A 14,613-nucleotide genomic window follows, 5' to 3' on the forward strand; every position below is an offset into this window, starting at 1 on the left:
GCTCGCTCAGGAGGGCTGCAGCACGACCTGGCCGCGGAAGAGCACCCTGGTGCGGGCGTCCGCGAGGGCGGTGCGGCCGTGCAGGGTCTGCTGGTTGTCGATGACGAGCAGGTCGCCGGTGCGCCAGTGGTGCGTGTAGCAGTACTCCGGCGCGTGCAGCCACCTCCCCAGGTCCGCGAAGAACGCCTCGGTGGCGGGCTCGTCGAGCCCGTTCACGCGCACCTCCCAGCCGGCTTCGGCGTCGTCCGCGAACGGCAGGGTGATGTTGAGCGAGCGGATCCGGCCGTAGTCGCGGTGGACCGGGACCGTGACCCACCCGTCCTGCACGTCGTCGGGGAAGTGGGAGGAGTCCCTGCCCCGGTACTGGAACTCCCGGGCCTCCAGGACGGTCCGCAGGTCTTCGGGCAGGTCACGCCAGGCCGAGAGCTGGTCGCAGACCACGGTCCCGTCCGTCGCGTCGGGGCCCTGGACGTCGGCGGCGTACAGCACGATCAGGTCGACCTGCTGTCCGAGCAGCAGTCCGTCCGTGTGGAGGGGGAGCGCGCCCCGGCCGTTGATCACGGCGCCCGGATCGATCCTGCCCTGGAGGCGGAGGAGGTCGGAACCGCCGCTGCGGTAGTGGTTGTCGACCGTGTGGCCGAGGTGGTGGACCAGGGTGCGGAAGTCCTGCTCGGTCAGCCGCAGATCGCGGACCAGGGCGAGACCGGATCCGAGCGCGGCGCTGCGGACCGCCGCCGCGACCGCCGGAACGTCCTGGAGCGAGGCGGCTTCCACGGTCCGGCCGAGGCCGGAGCCGGTCAGGGGCCGTCCGGCTGGGCGGGCGCTGGGAGGTGTGGGCACGAGGGAACTCCTTGGCGATGGGTCAATGGCGGTTGTCGGAGAGGGCCTTGAGCGCGGAGTCGTGGATCCGGACGGGGTCCAGACGGTCCAACCCACCGCGGCCGGTCTCGTCCATGAGGGCACGGAAGTGCTCGAAGTAGAGGGCCTCCCGCGGGCGTTCCCCGATGTCCCGGGTGATGCGCCGGGCGAGCCCGCCCTGGAGGCCTCCTCCGTGGTGCACGGCGACCTTTCGCCGCCACGCCACCTCGTACGGCACGTGCTCCTGCATCGCGGTCCGCAGGTGGTACTTCTCGCGCCCGTCCCGGACCTTGCAGGAAGCCGCCGTCTCCAGAGCCGCCTTCATCACCGGCCAGTGCCAGAACGGATGGTGGACCTTCCGGCGGTACGCCAGCTCGGCCCGGCCGTTGAGCTCGTTGGAGAACCGGGTGTCGTGGACGCTCCGCACGACGCCTGCGGTGATCTCGGCTTCGGTGGCGTCCACGCCGTGCACTCCGGCGTTGATGAGGTCGCTTCCGTAGCCGGTGAGCAGCGGGAGGTCCTCGGGCACCGCACGGAGCCGCTGCACCGTGACCATGGTCAGCGCGACTTCGACGGTCTCCGCCGAGACGACCCCCAGCCACCGGACGGCGTCGGGCAGGCTGAGTACGAAGTCGTCCTCGTCGAAGCGCAGTCGACGCAGCTCGGCGCCGACGTGCCGGCACAGCTGGGCCGCGTCCGCGAACTCGTCCCCCCAGGGCGTCCCGACGCTGTACGCCGTCACGGCCCGGCCGCGCCGGGCGGCCAGCATGGTGACCGTGCCGGAGTCGATGCCGCCGGAGAGCAGCGTGGCGCAGGAGGTGGAGTCGCCGAGCGAGCTGTCGACCGCCGACGCCAGTGCCTCCAACTGGTGGCGCCCGGCCGCCAACGGGCTGTGCCGGGTGGGTCGGTGGTAGCGCCCGAGGAGGTCGGCGGAGCGGACCTCCTTCGTGATCCAGCCCCGCCTGGTGTGCCGCGATTCGTGGACAAGGCCGTAGCCCAGCCGCTCCACTCCGGGGACCAGGGTCTCGTTCCCGACCGTACGGCGCGGTGTCGGGCCGAGGTCGACGGCCAGACCCAGAGCGGGCAGTACGAGGGCCGACAGGAAGAGGTCGGTGAAGTACGCGAAGCGGCCGGTGACGCGCTCCGCGGCGTAGTACACCTGATCCTCGTTCAACATCGAGGTGACGACGGTCGCCGCGTCCTCCTCCAACCTGATGAAGGTCGGACGGGTGGACGGAGCCGAGTACAGGAGGTCGTCGGCGGGGGTGGCGGTCACGCTGCGGACGTCGAGGTCGAGGCCGAGCGCCGGTCCGTCGAGCCCGGTCGCGTTCCGGTGGTAGACGTGGAGTCCGCCCAGGCGGATCGAGGCGGCGAGACCGTTCAGGCTGCTGATCGGGGCGTTGGAGACGACCACCCACGAGCCCGTGGGCATCGCACCCGGGTCCGCCGCCGGCGTCGGGACGGGGTGGACGGGAGTGCGGGGATCACCCGGATCACCCACGGCCGATCACCGTCGCCATGATCTCCTGCGGGCGGCCGGAGGCGAACCCGGCTCGGTGGGAGGCCTTGGCCTCCTCCTTGAGCTGCCGGATGCCGTTGACGTACTCGCGGTTGAGGAACGCCTTGGTGCCGCGGAACGCGGCGGGGTTGTACCCCGCGAACCGCACGGCGTGCGCGAGGGCGTCGGCCTCCAGGTCGGCCTCGGGTGTGACCCGGTGCACCAGACCGTCGTGCTCGGCGGTGGCGGCGTCCCAGAAGTCGCCGGTCATCAGCATCCGCTGCATGACCGACCGGCCGACCACCCGCTCCAGCATGTAGCCGCCGAAGTTGCACGCGGTGCCGAGCGGGAATTCCGGCATGCGGAGCTTCGCCTTGTCCGAGGCGATGCGGAAGTCCGCAGTCAGGGCGATCTCCAGGCCCAGGCCGATCGCGTATCCGTCGATCGCGGCGACCAGCGGTTTATTCACGCCGAGACACGAGACGAAGAGGTCGGCGATGTCGTCGATCCAGTCGTCGACCTCCGAACCACCGGTGAATTCGATGACCTCGTTGAAATCCCCGCCGGAGGCGAAGGACCTTTCCGGCCCGCCGTAGAGAACGATCGAATTGACCGCGTCGTCGGAATCCAGGTCGCGGAGGATGCGCGACAGCTCGCGCATTCGCGGACGGCTCATCGAATTGGTGCTCTTCCCGCCGGCGAAGGTCACCTGCGCGACATCCCCGACCCGCGAAACCGCGAACGGCGACTGTTCCGGAGCATCACTGGTTGCCATTGTTTCCCCCATCGGTTGTCGTGCGTCAGGAACGTGGAACGTCGCCAGCGGCCGTGAGCGGTGGCGGCCGGGAGGTGGGCCGGATTTCAGCCGTGCCGGAGCCGGGTCAAAGGAGTGGGAGGTGAATTCGCGCCACTCGTGATCTCGCCGACGAGCGGCTTTTGGCTTCGCCGTCGAACTGGCCCGATGATCATGTCAGCCGGGACAGGTCTCGAACAACGGAGTCGCCGATCCCGAAACACGCGGCAATATTCCCGACACGTTCGAGCAATGCGGCCGAAGCGCCACGCGCGATCGGTTCGTCGACGTTTCCGCTGGTCGTCGCGGCAGTGGGGCCGTCCGGTCGGGCGTCTCGGCGTACCGTCACACATTCGGCGGGTTCTCATAATGTGAGACCGGCGGCGCGGGGGATCTCGGGCCGGGACCGTTCCGTGATCATGCTGCTACCATGCCGGAGCTCGCAGGGAGCGCTTTACGGGTGCATCGAATCGGAGAATTCCCGTGTCAGAGCTGAACCCCGTCGGATTCCGCACCTTCGTCGCGAACCTCGGCGTCAAGGACGATTCCAAGGACTTCTCGGTGGTGGCGTCGGAGCACCCGTGCACGGCCGCGGCGGTGTTCACCCAGTCCCGGTTCGCCGGGCCGAGCGTGCTGCTCAGCCGCGAGCACGTGGCCGGCGGCGCGGCGCGCACGGTCGTCACGGTCTCGAAGAACGCCAACGTGGCCAACGGCGAACGCGGGCGGCGGGACGCCGAGGAGGTGGCCCGGCTGGCCGCCGACCTGGTCGGCTGCGCACCGCAGGAGGTGCTGATCGGCTCGACCGGCGTGATCGGCCGCCCCTACCCGATGGAGCTGATCCGCACGCGCGTGCCGGGAGTGGTGGCCACCGAGGCGCCCGACTTCCAGGCGGTGGCCGAGGCGATCATGACCACCGACACGCACGCCAAGCTGGTGCGCACCCGGATCGGCCCGGCCGTGCTCGTCGGGATCGCCAAGGGCGTCGGGATGATCGAGCCCGACATGGCGACGCTGCTCACCTACTACTTCACCGACGCCCGCATTCCGGCCGCCGACCTCGACGCCCTCTTCCGCCGGGTGATGGACCGGACCTTCAACTGCGTGAGCGTCGACACCGACACCTCCACCAGTGACACGGCCGTCATCCTGGCCAACGGGCAGGCCGGTGCGGTGGACCTCGGCGCCTTCGAGGAGGCGCTCTACTCGGTCGCGGAGGACTTGACCAGGCAGGTGGCCCGGGACGGTGAGGGTGCCACCACACTGATCGAGGTGGTGGTCGACGAGGCGCGGGACGAGGCCCAGGCACGCCGGGTCGCCAAGGCGATCGTCAACTCGCCGCTGGTGAAGACCGCCGTGCACGGGTCCGACCCGAACTGGGGCCGGGTCGCGATGGCCGTCGGCAAGTGCAAGGACGACACCGACATCGACCCGGACCGGGTGGTGATCCGCTTCGGCGATCTGGTGGTCTACCCCGAGGCCGCGCCGGACCTGGAACGGCTGACCGGGATCATGGCCGCCGACGAGGTGCTCATCCACGTCTCGCTGGCCACCGGCACCGCACGGGCCAAGGTCTGGGGCTGCGACCTGAGCGACGGCTACGTCCGGATCAACGCCGACTACACCACCTGAAGGCCCGTCGGTCCGACTCCGTGGTCACCTGACCCCGGACGCCGGTGGCAGACTGAGGTCCGTGAGGGATGAGGTGCCGGCTGCCGCTAGCGTGGTGGGTACCGACCGCGGCGCCCGTGCTGGTTCCGTGCCGGGTTCGGAGGTGGAGGAGCGGTAAAAGTGCAGGTCGGAGCCGGATCTTGAGAATTCTGCACACCTCGGACTGGCACCTCGGCCGGTCCTTCCACCGCGTCGGGCTCCTCGAGGCCCAGGCCACGTTCCTCGATCACCTCGTGGCGACCGTGCACGAGCACCGCGTGGACGCCGTGCTCGTCGCCGGAGACGTCTACGACCGGGCCGTGCCGCCGCTGCCCGCCGTCGAGCTCTTCGACACGGCCCTCCACCGCCTCGCCGAGGCCGGGGTGCCGACCGTCATGATCTCCGGCAACCACGACTCGGCCCGCCGCCTCGGCGTCGGCGCCGGGCTCATCGAGCGGGCGGGCATCCACCTCCGTACCGACCCGGCCGGCATCGGCACCCCCGTCGTCCTCACCGACGCCCACGGCGATGTCGCCCTCTACGGCCTGCCGTACCTCGAACCCGCCCTCGTGCGCGAACAGCTCGGCGCCGCGAAGGGCGGCCACGAGGCCGTCCTCGCCGCGGCCATGGACCGGGTCCGCGCCGACCTCGCGGGCCGGCCCGCCGGCACCCGCTCCGTCGTCCTCGCCCACGCCTTCGTGGCGGGCGGCGCTCCCAGCGACAGTGAGAGGGACATCACCGTCGGCGGCGTCGCCGCCGTCCCCGCCGGCGTCTTCGACGGCGTCGACTACGTCGCCCTCGGCCATCTCCACGGCAGCCAGACCCTCACCCCACGGGTGCGCTACTCCGGCTCCCCGCTCGCCTACTCCTTCTCCGAGGCCGACCACCGCAAGACGATGTGGCTCGTCGACCTCGACGCGGACGGCGCCGTCGCCACCGCCGAGCGCCTCGACTGCCCCGTCCCGCGGCCCCTCGCCCGGATCCGGGGACGGCTCGACGACCTCCTCGCCGACCCCGCGCTCGCGCCCCACGAACAGTCCTGGGTCGAGGCCACCCTCACCGACCCTGTACGCCCCGCCGACCCCATGGCCCGGCTCACCGAGCGCTTCCCGCACACCCTGAACCTCGTCTTCGACCCCGAGCGGACCGACGACGACCCCGGCGCCTCCTACGCCCAGCGGCTCCGGGACCGCAGCGACCAGCAGATCGCGGAGGACTTCGTGGCCCACGTCCGCGGCGGCACCGGGCTCGACGGACCCGAGCGTGCCGTGCTGTACGGCGCCTTCGACGACGTACGCGTCGACGCGGCCGAGCGCGAGGTGGGCCGGTGAGGCTGCACCGCCTGGAGATCACCGCGTTCGGGCCCTTCGGCACCACGCAGACCGTCGACTTCGACACCCTCTCCTCCGCCGGACTCTTCCTCCTCCACGGGCCGACCGGCGCCGGGAAGACCTCCGTCCTCGACGCCGTCTGCTTCGCCCTGTACGGAAGCGTGCCCGGCGTCCGCCAGAGCCCCGGCGCCTCCCTGCGCTCCGACCACGCCCCCGTCGGCACGTACACCGAGGTCCTCCTCGAGCTGACCGTGGGGGAGCGGCGCCTGGAGATCACCCGCCGCCCCGCCCAGCAGCGGCCCAAGAAGCGCGGCACCCCCGGCTTCACCACCGAGAAGGCCCAGACCTGGCTGCGCGAGTACGACCCCGCCACCGGCGAGTGGGCCGGACTCAGCCGCTCCCACCAGGAGATCGGCGAGGAGATCACCCAGCTCGTCGGCATGAGCCGCGAGCAGTTCTGCCAGGTCGTCCTCCTCCCGCAGGGCGACTTCGCGAAGTTTCTGCGCGCCGACGCCGAGGCCCGGGGCAAGCTCCTCGGCCGGCTCTTCGACACCCGCCGCTTCGCTGCCGTCGAGGAACGCCTCGCCGACCTCCGGCGCGCCGCCGAGCAGCAGGTACGGGAAGGGGACGAGCGGCTCCTCACCCTCGCCCACCGCATGACGCAGGCCGCCGGCGGCCTCGACGCCGCCCGCACGCCCGTCGAGGGGCGCCCCGGCGACCCCGGCCTCGCCGAGTCCGTCCTGACCTGGGCCGCCGTCGCCCGCACCGAGGCCCGCGAGGCCCTCGACATCGCCGGCGTACGGTTCGCCGCGGCCGAACACGGACAGGCCGCCGCGCGCGCCGCCCTCGACGCCGAGAAGGAGCTCGCCGACCGCCAGGCCCGGCACGCCGACGCCCTCCGGCGACGCGAGCAGCTCACCGCCCGCGCCCCCGAGCGCGACCGCCACCAGGCCGCCCTCGACCGGTCCCTCAAGGCCGAGCGCGTCGCGCCCGCCCTCGGGCTGCGCCAGGACGCCGAGCGCGAGCACGCCACCGCCCGGGCGGCCCGCGAACGCTCCCGCGCCCACCTTCCCCCCGACCTCGCGGACCAGGGCGCCGAGCACCTGTCTGCCCTCGAACACCGGCTGCGCGGGGAGCTCGGCGGGCTCGGCTCGGCCCGCCGCGCCGAGCAGCGCGCCGCCGCGCTCGCCGAGGAGCGCGCCGCACTCGCGCGCGAGGCCCGGGCCGACGAGGACGCCCTCCAGGACGCGGCCGGCTGGCTCGCCGACTGGGAACCCCGCAGGACCGCCCTCGCCGAACGCGTCGAGGCCACGACGGACGCCGCGGCCCGGGCCGAGCACCTCGCAGGCCGCCTGGAGCCCGCCCGCCGCCGCCTCGCCGCGGCCCGCCGCCGCGACGCCCTGGAGCGGGACACGGCGGCCGCGGAGGCCCGGCTCACGGAGGCCCGCGAGCACCGGAACACGGCCCACGAGGCCTGGCTCGACGTCAAGTCCCGGCGCCTGCAGGGCATCGCCGCCGAACTGGCCGCCACCCTCACCGACGGCGACGCCTGCCAGGTCTGCGGCTCCACCGCCCACCCGGCGCCCGCCCGCACCGCCGCCGACCACGTCGACCGCGCCACCGAGGACGCCGCCTACGCGGCCTACACCCGCGCCGACGAGTCCCGCACCGCCGTCGAACGCGAGCTGGCCGTGACCCGGGAGGCCTGGTCCACGGCCCGCGCGGACGTCCTGTCCGCCGCCGACGGATCCGACCCCGCCGACGGGTCCGCATCCGCTCCCGGATCCGACCCCACGGTCGACGAACTCGCCCGCGAGGTCGAGGAGTTGGCCAGGCTGCACGGCGAGGCGCACGCGCTCGCCGGACAGACGCACCACGCCCGCGAGGCGCTCGCGCGGGCCGAGCGGGAGTACGAGGAGCGGGTCGGCGCGCAGCGCGAGGCCGAGCGGCGGGTCGCCGCGCGCACCTCGCGCCGCGAGGCACTCGACGGGGAGCAGGCGACGCTCGACGAGGAACTCGTGCGCGGGCGCGGCGCGTTCGGCAGCGTGGCCGAGCACGCCACGCGCCTGGAACGGCAGATCGCCGTCCTGGTCGAGGCCGCCGCGACCGTACGCTCCGCCGAACAGGCCGCCCAGCGGCTCAAGGAGGCCGACGACCGGCTCGCCGACGCCGCCTACCGCGCGGGCTTCACCACCCCCGCCGAGGCCCGCGACGCCCTCGTCGGCGAGGCCGAGCGCCGCGCCCTCCAGCAGCACGTCGACGTCTGGCAGGCCGAGGCGGCGGCCGTCGCGGACCGGCTCGCCGAGCCCGGCACCGCCGCTGCCGCAGCCCTTCCGCCCGCCGACCCGGAGGCCGCGGCGGCCGCCCACACGGCGGCGGACCGCGGGCTCCGGCAGGCAGCGTCCGACCTGGCGGCCGCCCGCGAGCGGGAGACCGGCCTCACCGGCCTCTCCCGGCAGGCCGGCACCGAGGTCCGCCGTCTCGGACCGCTCCGCGAGGAGTACGACCGGGTGGCCCGGCTCGCCGCGCTCACCGCCGGCACTTCCGCCGAGAACGAGCGCCGGATGCGCCTGGAGTCGTACGTCCTGGCCGCCCGCCTCGAACAGGTCGCCGCCGCCGCGACCGCCCGCCTCCAGCGCATGTCCTCCGGCCGCTACACCCTCGTCCACTCCGACGCGCGCTCCGGCGGCAAGCGGGCCGGCCTCGGGCTGCACGTGGTCGACGCCTGGACGGGCAACGAACGCGACACCGCGACGCTCTCCGGCGGCGAGACCTTCTTCGCCTCCCTCGCCCTCGCCCTCGGCCTCGCCGACGTCGTCACCGACGAGGCGGGCGGCGTCCGGCTCGACACCCTCTTCATCGACGAGGGCTTCGGCAGCCTCGACGAGCAGACGCTCGACGAGGTCCTCGACGTCCTCGACTCGCTGCGCGAGCGCGACCGCAGCGTCGGCATCGTCAGCCACGTCGGCGACCTGCGCCGCCGCATCCCGGCCCAGCTGGAGGTCGTCAAGGCGCGGCACGGCTCCGCGGTGCGGCTGCGCACCGGCGGGGACGCGCTCAGCGGCTGATGGAGCGCCGGGGGAGCGGCGAGGAGTAGACGACGCTCGTCGTCACCGAGCCGAGCGTGGAGATCTTCCCGGTGATCTCCTCCAGGTGCCTCATGGAGCGGGCCGCGACCTTGAGGACGAAGCAGTCGTCGCCCGTCACGTGGTGGGCCTCCAGGACCTCCGGCGTGGCGGCGAGGAGGTCGTGGAACGGCTTGTAGTTGCCGTGCGGGTAGCGCAGCCGTACGAAGGCGAGGATGGGCAGCCCGAGCCGGTCCTGGTCGACGATCGCGGTGTACCCGGCGATCACCCCGGCCTCCTCCAGGCGCCGCACCCGCTCGGTCACCGCGGACGGCGACATCGACACGGCGCGCGCCAGCTCGGCGAAGCTCGCCCGGCCCTCGGACTGGAGGGCTTCGAGAATGCGCCAATCGGTGGCGTCCGGAGTGTAGTCGGTGGTCATACCGCAGAGATAGCAGGGGAATCCCCGGCCGATCAACCGAGCGGCCGGGGATTCTCGCGCTGTGGAGGTGTTCTGCCCTAGAGCCGCGACAGCGCGTCGACCAGGTCGTCCAGGCCCAGCGGACCTTGGGAGAGGGCCGCCATGTGCCAGGCCTTCGCGTCGAACGCGTCGCCGTGCGCGGCCCGCGCGTTGGCGCGGCCGAGCAGCCAGGCCCGCTCGCCCAGCTTGTAGCCGATCGCCTGGCCCGGCATCGAGAGGTAGCGGGTCATCTCGCTCTCCACGAAGGCCGGCGGGCGGCTGCTGTGCAGCTGGAAGAACTCCTGCGCGAGCTCCGGGGTCCACCGCTCGCCCGGCCGGAAGGGCGAGTCCGCCGGGATCTCCAGGCCCAGGTGCATGCCGATGTCCACGATCACCCGGCACGCGCGCATCATCTGGCCGTCGAGGTAGCCGAGCCGCCGCTCCGCGTCGGGCAGGAAGCCGAGCTCGTCCATCAGCCGCTCCGCGTAGAGCGCCCAGCCCTCCATGTTGGCGCTCACCTTGCCGATGGTCGCCTGGTAGCGGGAGAGCCGGTCGGCGACGTGCACCCACTGCGCGATCTGGAGGTGATGGCCCGGCACGCCCTCGTGGTACCAGGTCGACACCATGTCGTACACCGGGAAGCGGGTCGTGCCGTCCACCGGCAGCCAGGTGCGGCCGGGGCGCGAGAAGTCCTCGGACGGACCGGTGTAGTACGGCGCGGCGGCGCCGCCGGGCGGGGCGATCCGGGACTCCACCCGCCGTACGCGGTCGGCGAGTTCGAAGTGGGTGCCGTCGAGCGCCTCGATGGCCTCGTCCATCAGCCCCTGGAGCCAGACCCGTACCTCCTCCACGCCCTCGACGTGCGTGCCGTGCTCGTCGAGGTGGGCGAGCGCCTCCCAGGGGCCCGCGCCGGGCAGGATCCGCTCGGCCTCGGTCCGCATCTCCCCGAGGAGCCGGTGGTACTCGGACCAGCCGTACGCGTACGCCTGGTCGAGGTCCAGGTCGGTGCCGTTGAAGTAGCGGGTCCAGCGCTGGTAGCGCTCACGGCCCACGGTGTTCGGCGCGTCCGCGACGGTCGGGGCGTACACGTCCCGCATCCAGTCCCGCAGCGCCACCACCGCACCGGTGGCGCCCCGGGAGGCAGCCGCGAGCTCGGCCCTGAGCTCCTCGGACAGCGTGTCGGGACAGGCCGCGGCGAACTCCTCGAACCAGCCCGGCCGTCCGCTCTCCCCGCCCGCCCACTCGGTGAGCTGGCCGACGAAGGTCGCGGTGGGGCGCGGGCCGGCGAAGAGCTTGCGCTCCAGGCCGAGCGCGAGTGCGGAGCGGTAGCCCTCCAGCGCGGCGGGGACGGCCCGCAGCCGGGTGGCGACCGCCGTCCAGTCCTCCGCGGTCTCCGTCGGCATCATCGTGAAGACGATGCGCACGCTGTGGGCGGGCGACCGCATGTTGCTGACCGCGCAGAGGCCCTCGTCGGCCTCGTGCACGGCGAGTTCGGCCGTGAGGCGTTCCCGCAGCAGCCGGGCGCACCGCTGCTCCGCGTCGCCCTCGGCGCCCGGGACGCGCTCCGCCGCGTCGAGGGCGGCGAGCGTGCGCCGGGCGAGGTCGGCCACGGCCTTCTGCCCGGCGGGCGAGAAGTCGGGCAGCCGGCCGGCGCTCTGCTTGACTCCCAGGTACGTACCGGTGATCGGGTCGAGGGCGATGAGTGCGTCGACGTGGGCGTCGGCGACCTGGCGGGGCAGCGGGCTGCTGGAAGTCTCTGGCATGGGGGCCATCCTGGCGTCTCCCGCGGGCCCCCGTCACCCTCGCTCGATCTCAGTCGGCCGACATGCTAGGGCCCGTCGCGGGCGGCAGGAGCGGGCCGCACTCCCACTGCTGGAAGATCAGCCGCGTCTCGACCCGGGCCACCTCGCGGCGGGACGTGAACTCGTCGAGCACGAGTCGTTGCAGGTCGGTGGGGTCCGCCACGGCCACGTGGACCAAGTAGTCGTCGGGGCCCGTCAGATGGAAGAGCGCCCGGGACTCGGGCAGGGCCCGGATCCGGTCGACGAACGGACCGATCAGTTCCCGCCGGTGGGGGCGGACCTGCACGAGGAGAAGGGCTTCCAGCCCACGGCCGAGTTTGGCCGGATCCAGTCGTAGCTGGTGACCGAGGATCACGCCCGTGCGGCGAAGCCGGGCCACTCGGTCCAGGCAGGTCGAGGGCGCCACCCCCACCTCGGCGGCGAGTTCGCGGTAGGTGGTCCGGGCGTCGTTCTGCAGGAGGCGAAGAATGTGCAGATCGACCGCGTCCAGTACGACAGATTCAGCCATCGGCCGAACGTAGCACGGCTTTCTCCCGCTACCTTCCGGTAAACGTTCACAGTGCCGCCATGGACGCCATGGACCGCGACCCCTCGGCCACCCCGAGGGCGCTCGCCACCGAAGCCGTGCACGCCGGCCGCGAGGACCTCGCCACGCTCGGAGTGCACGCCCCGCCGCTCGACCTGTCGACCACCTACCCCTCGTACGACGCCCGGGCCGAGGCCGCCCGCATCGACGAGTTCGCCACCACGGGCGCCCGGCTCGACGGCCCGCCCGTCTACGCCCGGCTCGACAACCCCACCGTGGCCCGCTTCGAGGAGGCCCTCGCCCGCCTGGAGGGCACCGAGGCCGCCGTGGCCTTCGCCAGCGGCATGGCGGCCTTCACCGCCGTCCTCCTCGCCCGGGCGAGCCAGGGGCTGCGCCACGTGGTCGCGGTCCGTCCGCTCTACGGCTGCAGCGACCACCTCCTGGAGGCCGGGCTGCTCGGCACCGAGGTGACGTGGACCGACCCGGCGGGCATCGCCGACGCGATCCGCCCCGACACCGGCCTCGTCATGGTCGAGTCGCCGGCGAACCCCACCCTCGCCGAGGCCGACATCCGCGCCCTCGCCCACTCCTGCGGCTCCGTGCCGCTCCTGGTGGACAACACCTTCGCCACGCCGGTCCTCCAGCGGCCCGTCGAGCAGGGCGCGCGGATCGTGCTGCACAGCGCGACCAAGTACCTGGGCGGGCACGGCGACGTCATGGGCGGGATCGTCGCCTGCGACGAGGAGTTCGCCCGTACCCTCCGCCAGGTCCGCTTCGCCACCGGCGGCGTGCTCCACCCGCTCGCCGGCTATCTGCTGCTCCGGGGCCTGTCCACCCTTCCGGTGCGGGTGCGGGCGGCGTCGAACTCGGCCGCGGAGCTCGTCCGGCGGCTTGCCACCGACCCCCGGATCGCCCGCGTCCACTACCCGCGGATCGGCGGCGCGATGATCGCCTTCGAGGTCTACGGCGACCCGCACGACGTGATCGCCGGAGTGCGGCTGATCACCCCGGCGGTCAGCCTCGGCAGCGTCGACACCCTCATCCAGCACCCGGCCTCCATCAGCCACCGCATCGTGGCCGAGGGGGACCGGCGCTCGGCGGGCGTCAGCGACCGGCTGCTGCGCATGTCGGTCGGCCTGGAGGACGTCGAGGACCTCTGGAGGGACCTGACGCAGGCGCTCAGCGCTCCGCCGGTCGCACCTCCTCGTGAGGCCGCGACGGCGAGCGAGGGCTCTGGCGCGGTGCTGCGGCCAGTCGCGCGGTGATGACGAGCGTGCCCTCCTCGATCTGGTAGTCGAGGGGGAGCTGGAGCGCCCGCATGGCGGCCACCATCCCGGTGTTGGACGCCTGCGTCACGGCGTACACGCTCTCGCAGCCGGCCTCCTCGGCCATCGCCACCAGCCGGCCGAGGAGCTCGGAGCCGATGCCGCGCCGCTGCCAGTCGTCCTCGACCATCAGGGCGACCTCGGTCTCGTCGCCGTCCCACAGGAGGTGGCCGAGGGCGACGAGCCGGCCGGAGGTCGTCTGGACGGCGAGCGTGCGTCCGAAGCGGGGGCTGAGCAGGTGGTCGAGGTAGCGGTCGGCGTCGCCGACGGGGCCGTGGTAGCGCAGGCCGAGGGTACGGGCCGAGCAGCGGTCGTGCATGGCCCGCGCGGCCCGCAGGTCGCGCTGGTCCGCGCGGCGGACGGTGATCTCGTTGCCCTCCGGCAGGGTCAGCACGTCCTGGCTGCGGGGGAGACGCGGGCCGAGCCGGGCGTCGAGCTCGACCAGCGCGCGGGCCCGGGCGAACTCGGTCGGGGTGAAGGGGAGATAGGGCCGCTCGACGATGAGCGTGCCGCCGTGCGGGTCGCGCAGCCGCATCACGGTCTCCTCCAGGACTCCTTCGACCGGGGCCTGTTCGCCGGTGGGACGGCCGGTGAGCGAGAGCGCGGGCACGGAGTGGAGGGTGCAGCGGCCGAGGAGCTGGCGCAGCGCCAGCGGCAGTTCGGCCGCGTCGAGCGCGGTACGGGTGGCGAGGCCGAGGACCCGGGTCGGCGTGTCGACCAGGTCGTGGGCGTCGGCCCGCTCGGTCCAGGTGTCGCGGCCGCCGGCCGCCGCGGTCTCGCGGGCGAGGGCCTGGGCGGAGAGGTCGGCGGGGGCGCGCAGCAGGAACTCGTCGACCGTGCCCCGGGCGAGCGGATGGGTCTGGAGGGTCAGGATGTCCACGCCCAGCCGGGCGAGCACCGTGCACAGCGCGGCGAGACTGCCCGGGGTGTCCTCGACGGTGGTCCGCATGCGCCAGAGCACGGTCTCGGCGGGCGGCCGCGGGGCGTCCTCGGCGCCGTCACCTTCGGCGGCCGTCGGAGCCGTGGCGGAGCGCTCGCCGGTGTCACCCCCTGAGGCTCCTGCGGGCGGCGGCGCATGACTGGCATGACTGTGCCTCCGCGCCCACCAGGTGTGGAACGCGGCGGTGGCGACCAGCGCGATCGCAGAGAACACCAGGAGGTACTGGCCGTCGGGGCCCTTGACGATGGTCTTGGCGATCGTGTCGGCCACCACCACGGCGGTGAAGAGGGCGGCGAGCTCGATCAGGTCGTGCCGCCAGTGGTGCGGACGGCGGGCGGTCTTCGAAGACGTCACATCGGTCATGGCTT

The 14,613-nt window shown here is 73.4% G+C and carries 11 protein-coding genes; 4 read left to right on the plus strand and 7 right to left on the minus strand.

Annotated elements, in window-relative coordinates; translation table 11 throughout:
- Nucleotides 1-6: 6 nt before the first annotated feature.
- The 3 genes from ASC82_RS05070 to ASC82_RS05080 all read right to left on the minus strand — a co-directional run bounded on the left by ASC82_RS05070 (nt 7) and on the right by ASC82_RS05080 (nt 3,143).
- Nucleotides 7-840: a TauD/TfdA family dioxygenase gene (locus ASC82_RS05070; RefSeq protein ID WP_056642133.1), complete on the minus strand. Its 834-nt coding sequence runs from the start codon at nt 838-840 to the stop codon at nt 7-9.
- Nucleotides 841-862: 22 nt separating this feature from the next.
- Nucleotides 863-2,290, minus strand: coding sequence for an asparagine synthase-related protein (locus ASC82_RS05075; protein ID WP_157863439.1), 1,428 nt, complete (start codon nt 2,288-2,290; stop codon nt 863-865).
- Between the two features lie 61 nt (nt 2,291-2,351).
- Nucleotides 2,352-3,143 (minus strand): enoyl-CoA hydratase/isomerase family protein, encoded by a 792-nt coding sequence (locus ASC82_RS05080; RefSeq protein WP_347336069.1) that lies wholly within the window; start codon nt 3,141-3,143, stop codon nt 2,352-2,354.
- Between the two features lie 489 nt (nt 3,144-3,632).
- Here ASC82_RS05080 and argJ point away from each other — a divergent pair, with 489 nt between their 5' ends.
- From argJ to ASC82_RS05095, 3 genes are all read left to right on the plus strand, one after another.
- Nucleotides 3,633-4,778 (plus strand): bifunctional glutamate N-acetyltransferase/amino-acid acetyltransferase ArgJ, encoded by a 1,146-nt coding sequence (gene argJ / locus ASC82_RS05085; RefSeq protein ID WP_056642143.1) that lies wholly within the window; start codon nt 3,633-3,635, stop codon nt 4,776-4,778.
- Between the two features lie 179 nt (nt 4,779-4,957).
- Nucleotides 4,958-6,127: an exonuclease SbcCD subunit D gene (locus ASC82_RS05090; RefSeq protein ID WP_056642145.1), complete on the plus strand. Its 1,170-nt coding sequence runs from the start codon at nt 4,958-4,960 to the stop codon at nt 6,125-6,127.
- Nucleotides 6,124-9,195: an SMC family ATPase gene (locus ASC82_RS05095; protein ID WP_056642148.1), complete on the plus strand. Its 3,072-nt coding sequence runs from the start codon at nt 6,124-6,126 to the stop codon at nt 9,193-9,195. Before ASC82_RS05090 ends, ASC82_RS05095 begins: the two co-directional genes overlap by 4 nt.
- Here the strand turns inward: ASC82_RS05095 and ASC82_RS05100 are convergent.
- The 3 genes from ASC82_RS05100 to ASC82_RS05110 all read right to left on the minus strand — a co-directional run bounded on the left by ASC82_RS05100 (nt 9,185) and on the right by ASC82_RS05110 (nt 11,962).
- A complete protein-coding gene (locus ASC82_RS05100) occupies nt 9,185-9,634 on the minus strand; it encodes an Lrp/AsnC family transcriptional regulator (RefSeq protein ID WP_056642151.1) in 450 nt (149 codons plus the stop codon). The two genes, ASC82_RS05095 and ASC82_RS05100, sit on opposite strands and share 11 nt — an antisense overlap.
- Nucleotides 9,635-9,711: 77 nt before the next feature.
- Entirely contained in the window at nt 9,712-11,415 is a 1,704-nt protein-coding gene (locus ASC82_RS05105; protein ID WP_199862468.1) for a DUF885 domain-containing protein, read from the minus strand.
- 49 nt (nt 11,416-11,464) lie between these two features.
- Nucleotides 11,465-11,962, minus strand: a complete 498-nt coding sequence (locus tag ASC82_RS05110) for an Lrp/AsnC family transcriptional regulator (protein ID WP_056642158.1) — start codon at nt 11,960-11,962, stop codon at nt 11,465-11,467.
- A gap of 68 nt (nt 11,963-12,030) precedes the next feature.
- On the opposite strand from ASC82_RS05110, the gene ASC82_RS05115 reads away from it, so the two are divergent.
- Nucleotides 12,031-13,245, plus strand: a complete 1,215-nt coding sequence (locus ASC82_RS05115; RefSeq protein WP_107105843.1) for an aminotransferase class I/II-fold pyridoxal phosphate-dependent enzyme — start codon at nt 12,031-12,033, stop codon at nt 13,243-13,245.
- On the opposite strand, the gene ASC82_RS05120 is transcribed toward ASC82_RS05115, so the two are convergent.
- Entirely contained in the window at nt 13,160-14,608 is a 1,449-nt protein-coding gene (locus ASC82_RS05120) for a GNAT family N-acetyltransferase (protein WP_056642164.1), read from the minus strand. The two genes, ASC82_RS05115 and ASC82_RS05120, sit on opposite strands and share 86 nt — an antisense overlap.
- Nucleotides 14,609-14,613 lie beyond the last annotated feature (5 nt).

The sequence above is a fragment of the Streptomyces sp. Root431 genome (assembly GCF_001426585.1).
Lineage (GTDB): Bacteria > Actinomycetota > Actinomycetes > Streptomycetales > Streptomycetaceae > Streptomyces > Streptomyces stackebrandtii.

Excerpts from the sequence above, each read along its gene's own strand:
- ASC82_RS05110 (WP_056642158.1), bottom strand. The coding sequence starts at position 11,962 with ATGGCTGAATCTGTCGTACTGGACGCGGTCGATCTGCACATTCTTCGC.
- ASC82_RS05115 (WP_107105843.1), top strand. The coding sequence starts at position 12,031 with ATGGACCGCGACCCCTCGGCCACCCCGAGGGCGCTCGCCACCGAAGCC.
- ASC82_RS05100 (WP_056642151.1), bottom strand. The coding sequence starts at position 9,634 with ATGACCACCGACTACACTCCGGACGCCACCGATTGGCGCATTCTCGAA.
- ASC82_RS05120 (WP_056642164.1), bottom strand. The coding sequence starts at position 14,608 with ATGACCGATGTGACGTCTTCGAAGACCGCCCGCCGTCCGCACCACTGG.
- ASC82_RS05075 (WP_157863439.1), bottom strand. The coding sequence starts at position 2,290 with ATGCCCACGGGCTCGTGGGTGGTCGTCTCCAACGCCCCGATCAGCAGC.
- ASC82_RS05105 (WP_199862468.1), bottom strand. The coding sequence starts at position 11,415 with ATGCCAGAGACTTCCAGCAGCCCGCTGCCCCGCCAGGTCGCCGACGCC.
- ASC82_RS05080 (WP_347336069.1), bottom strand. The coding sequence starts at position 3,143 with ATGGGGGAAACAATGGCAACCAGTGATGCTCCGGAACAGTCGCCGTTC.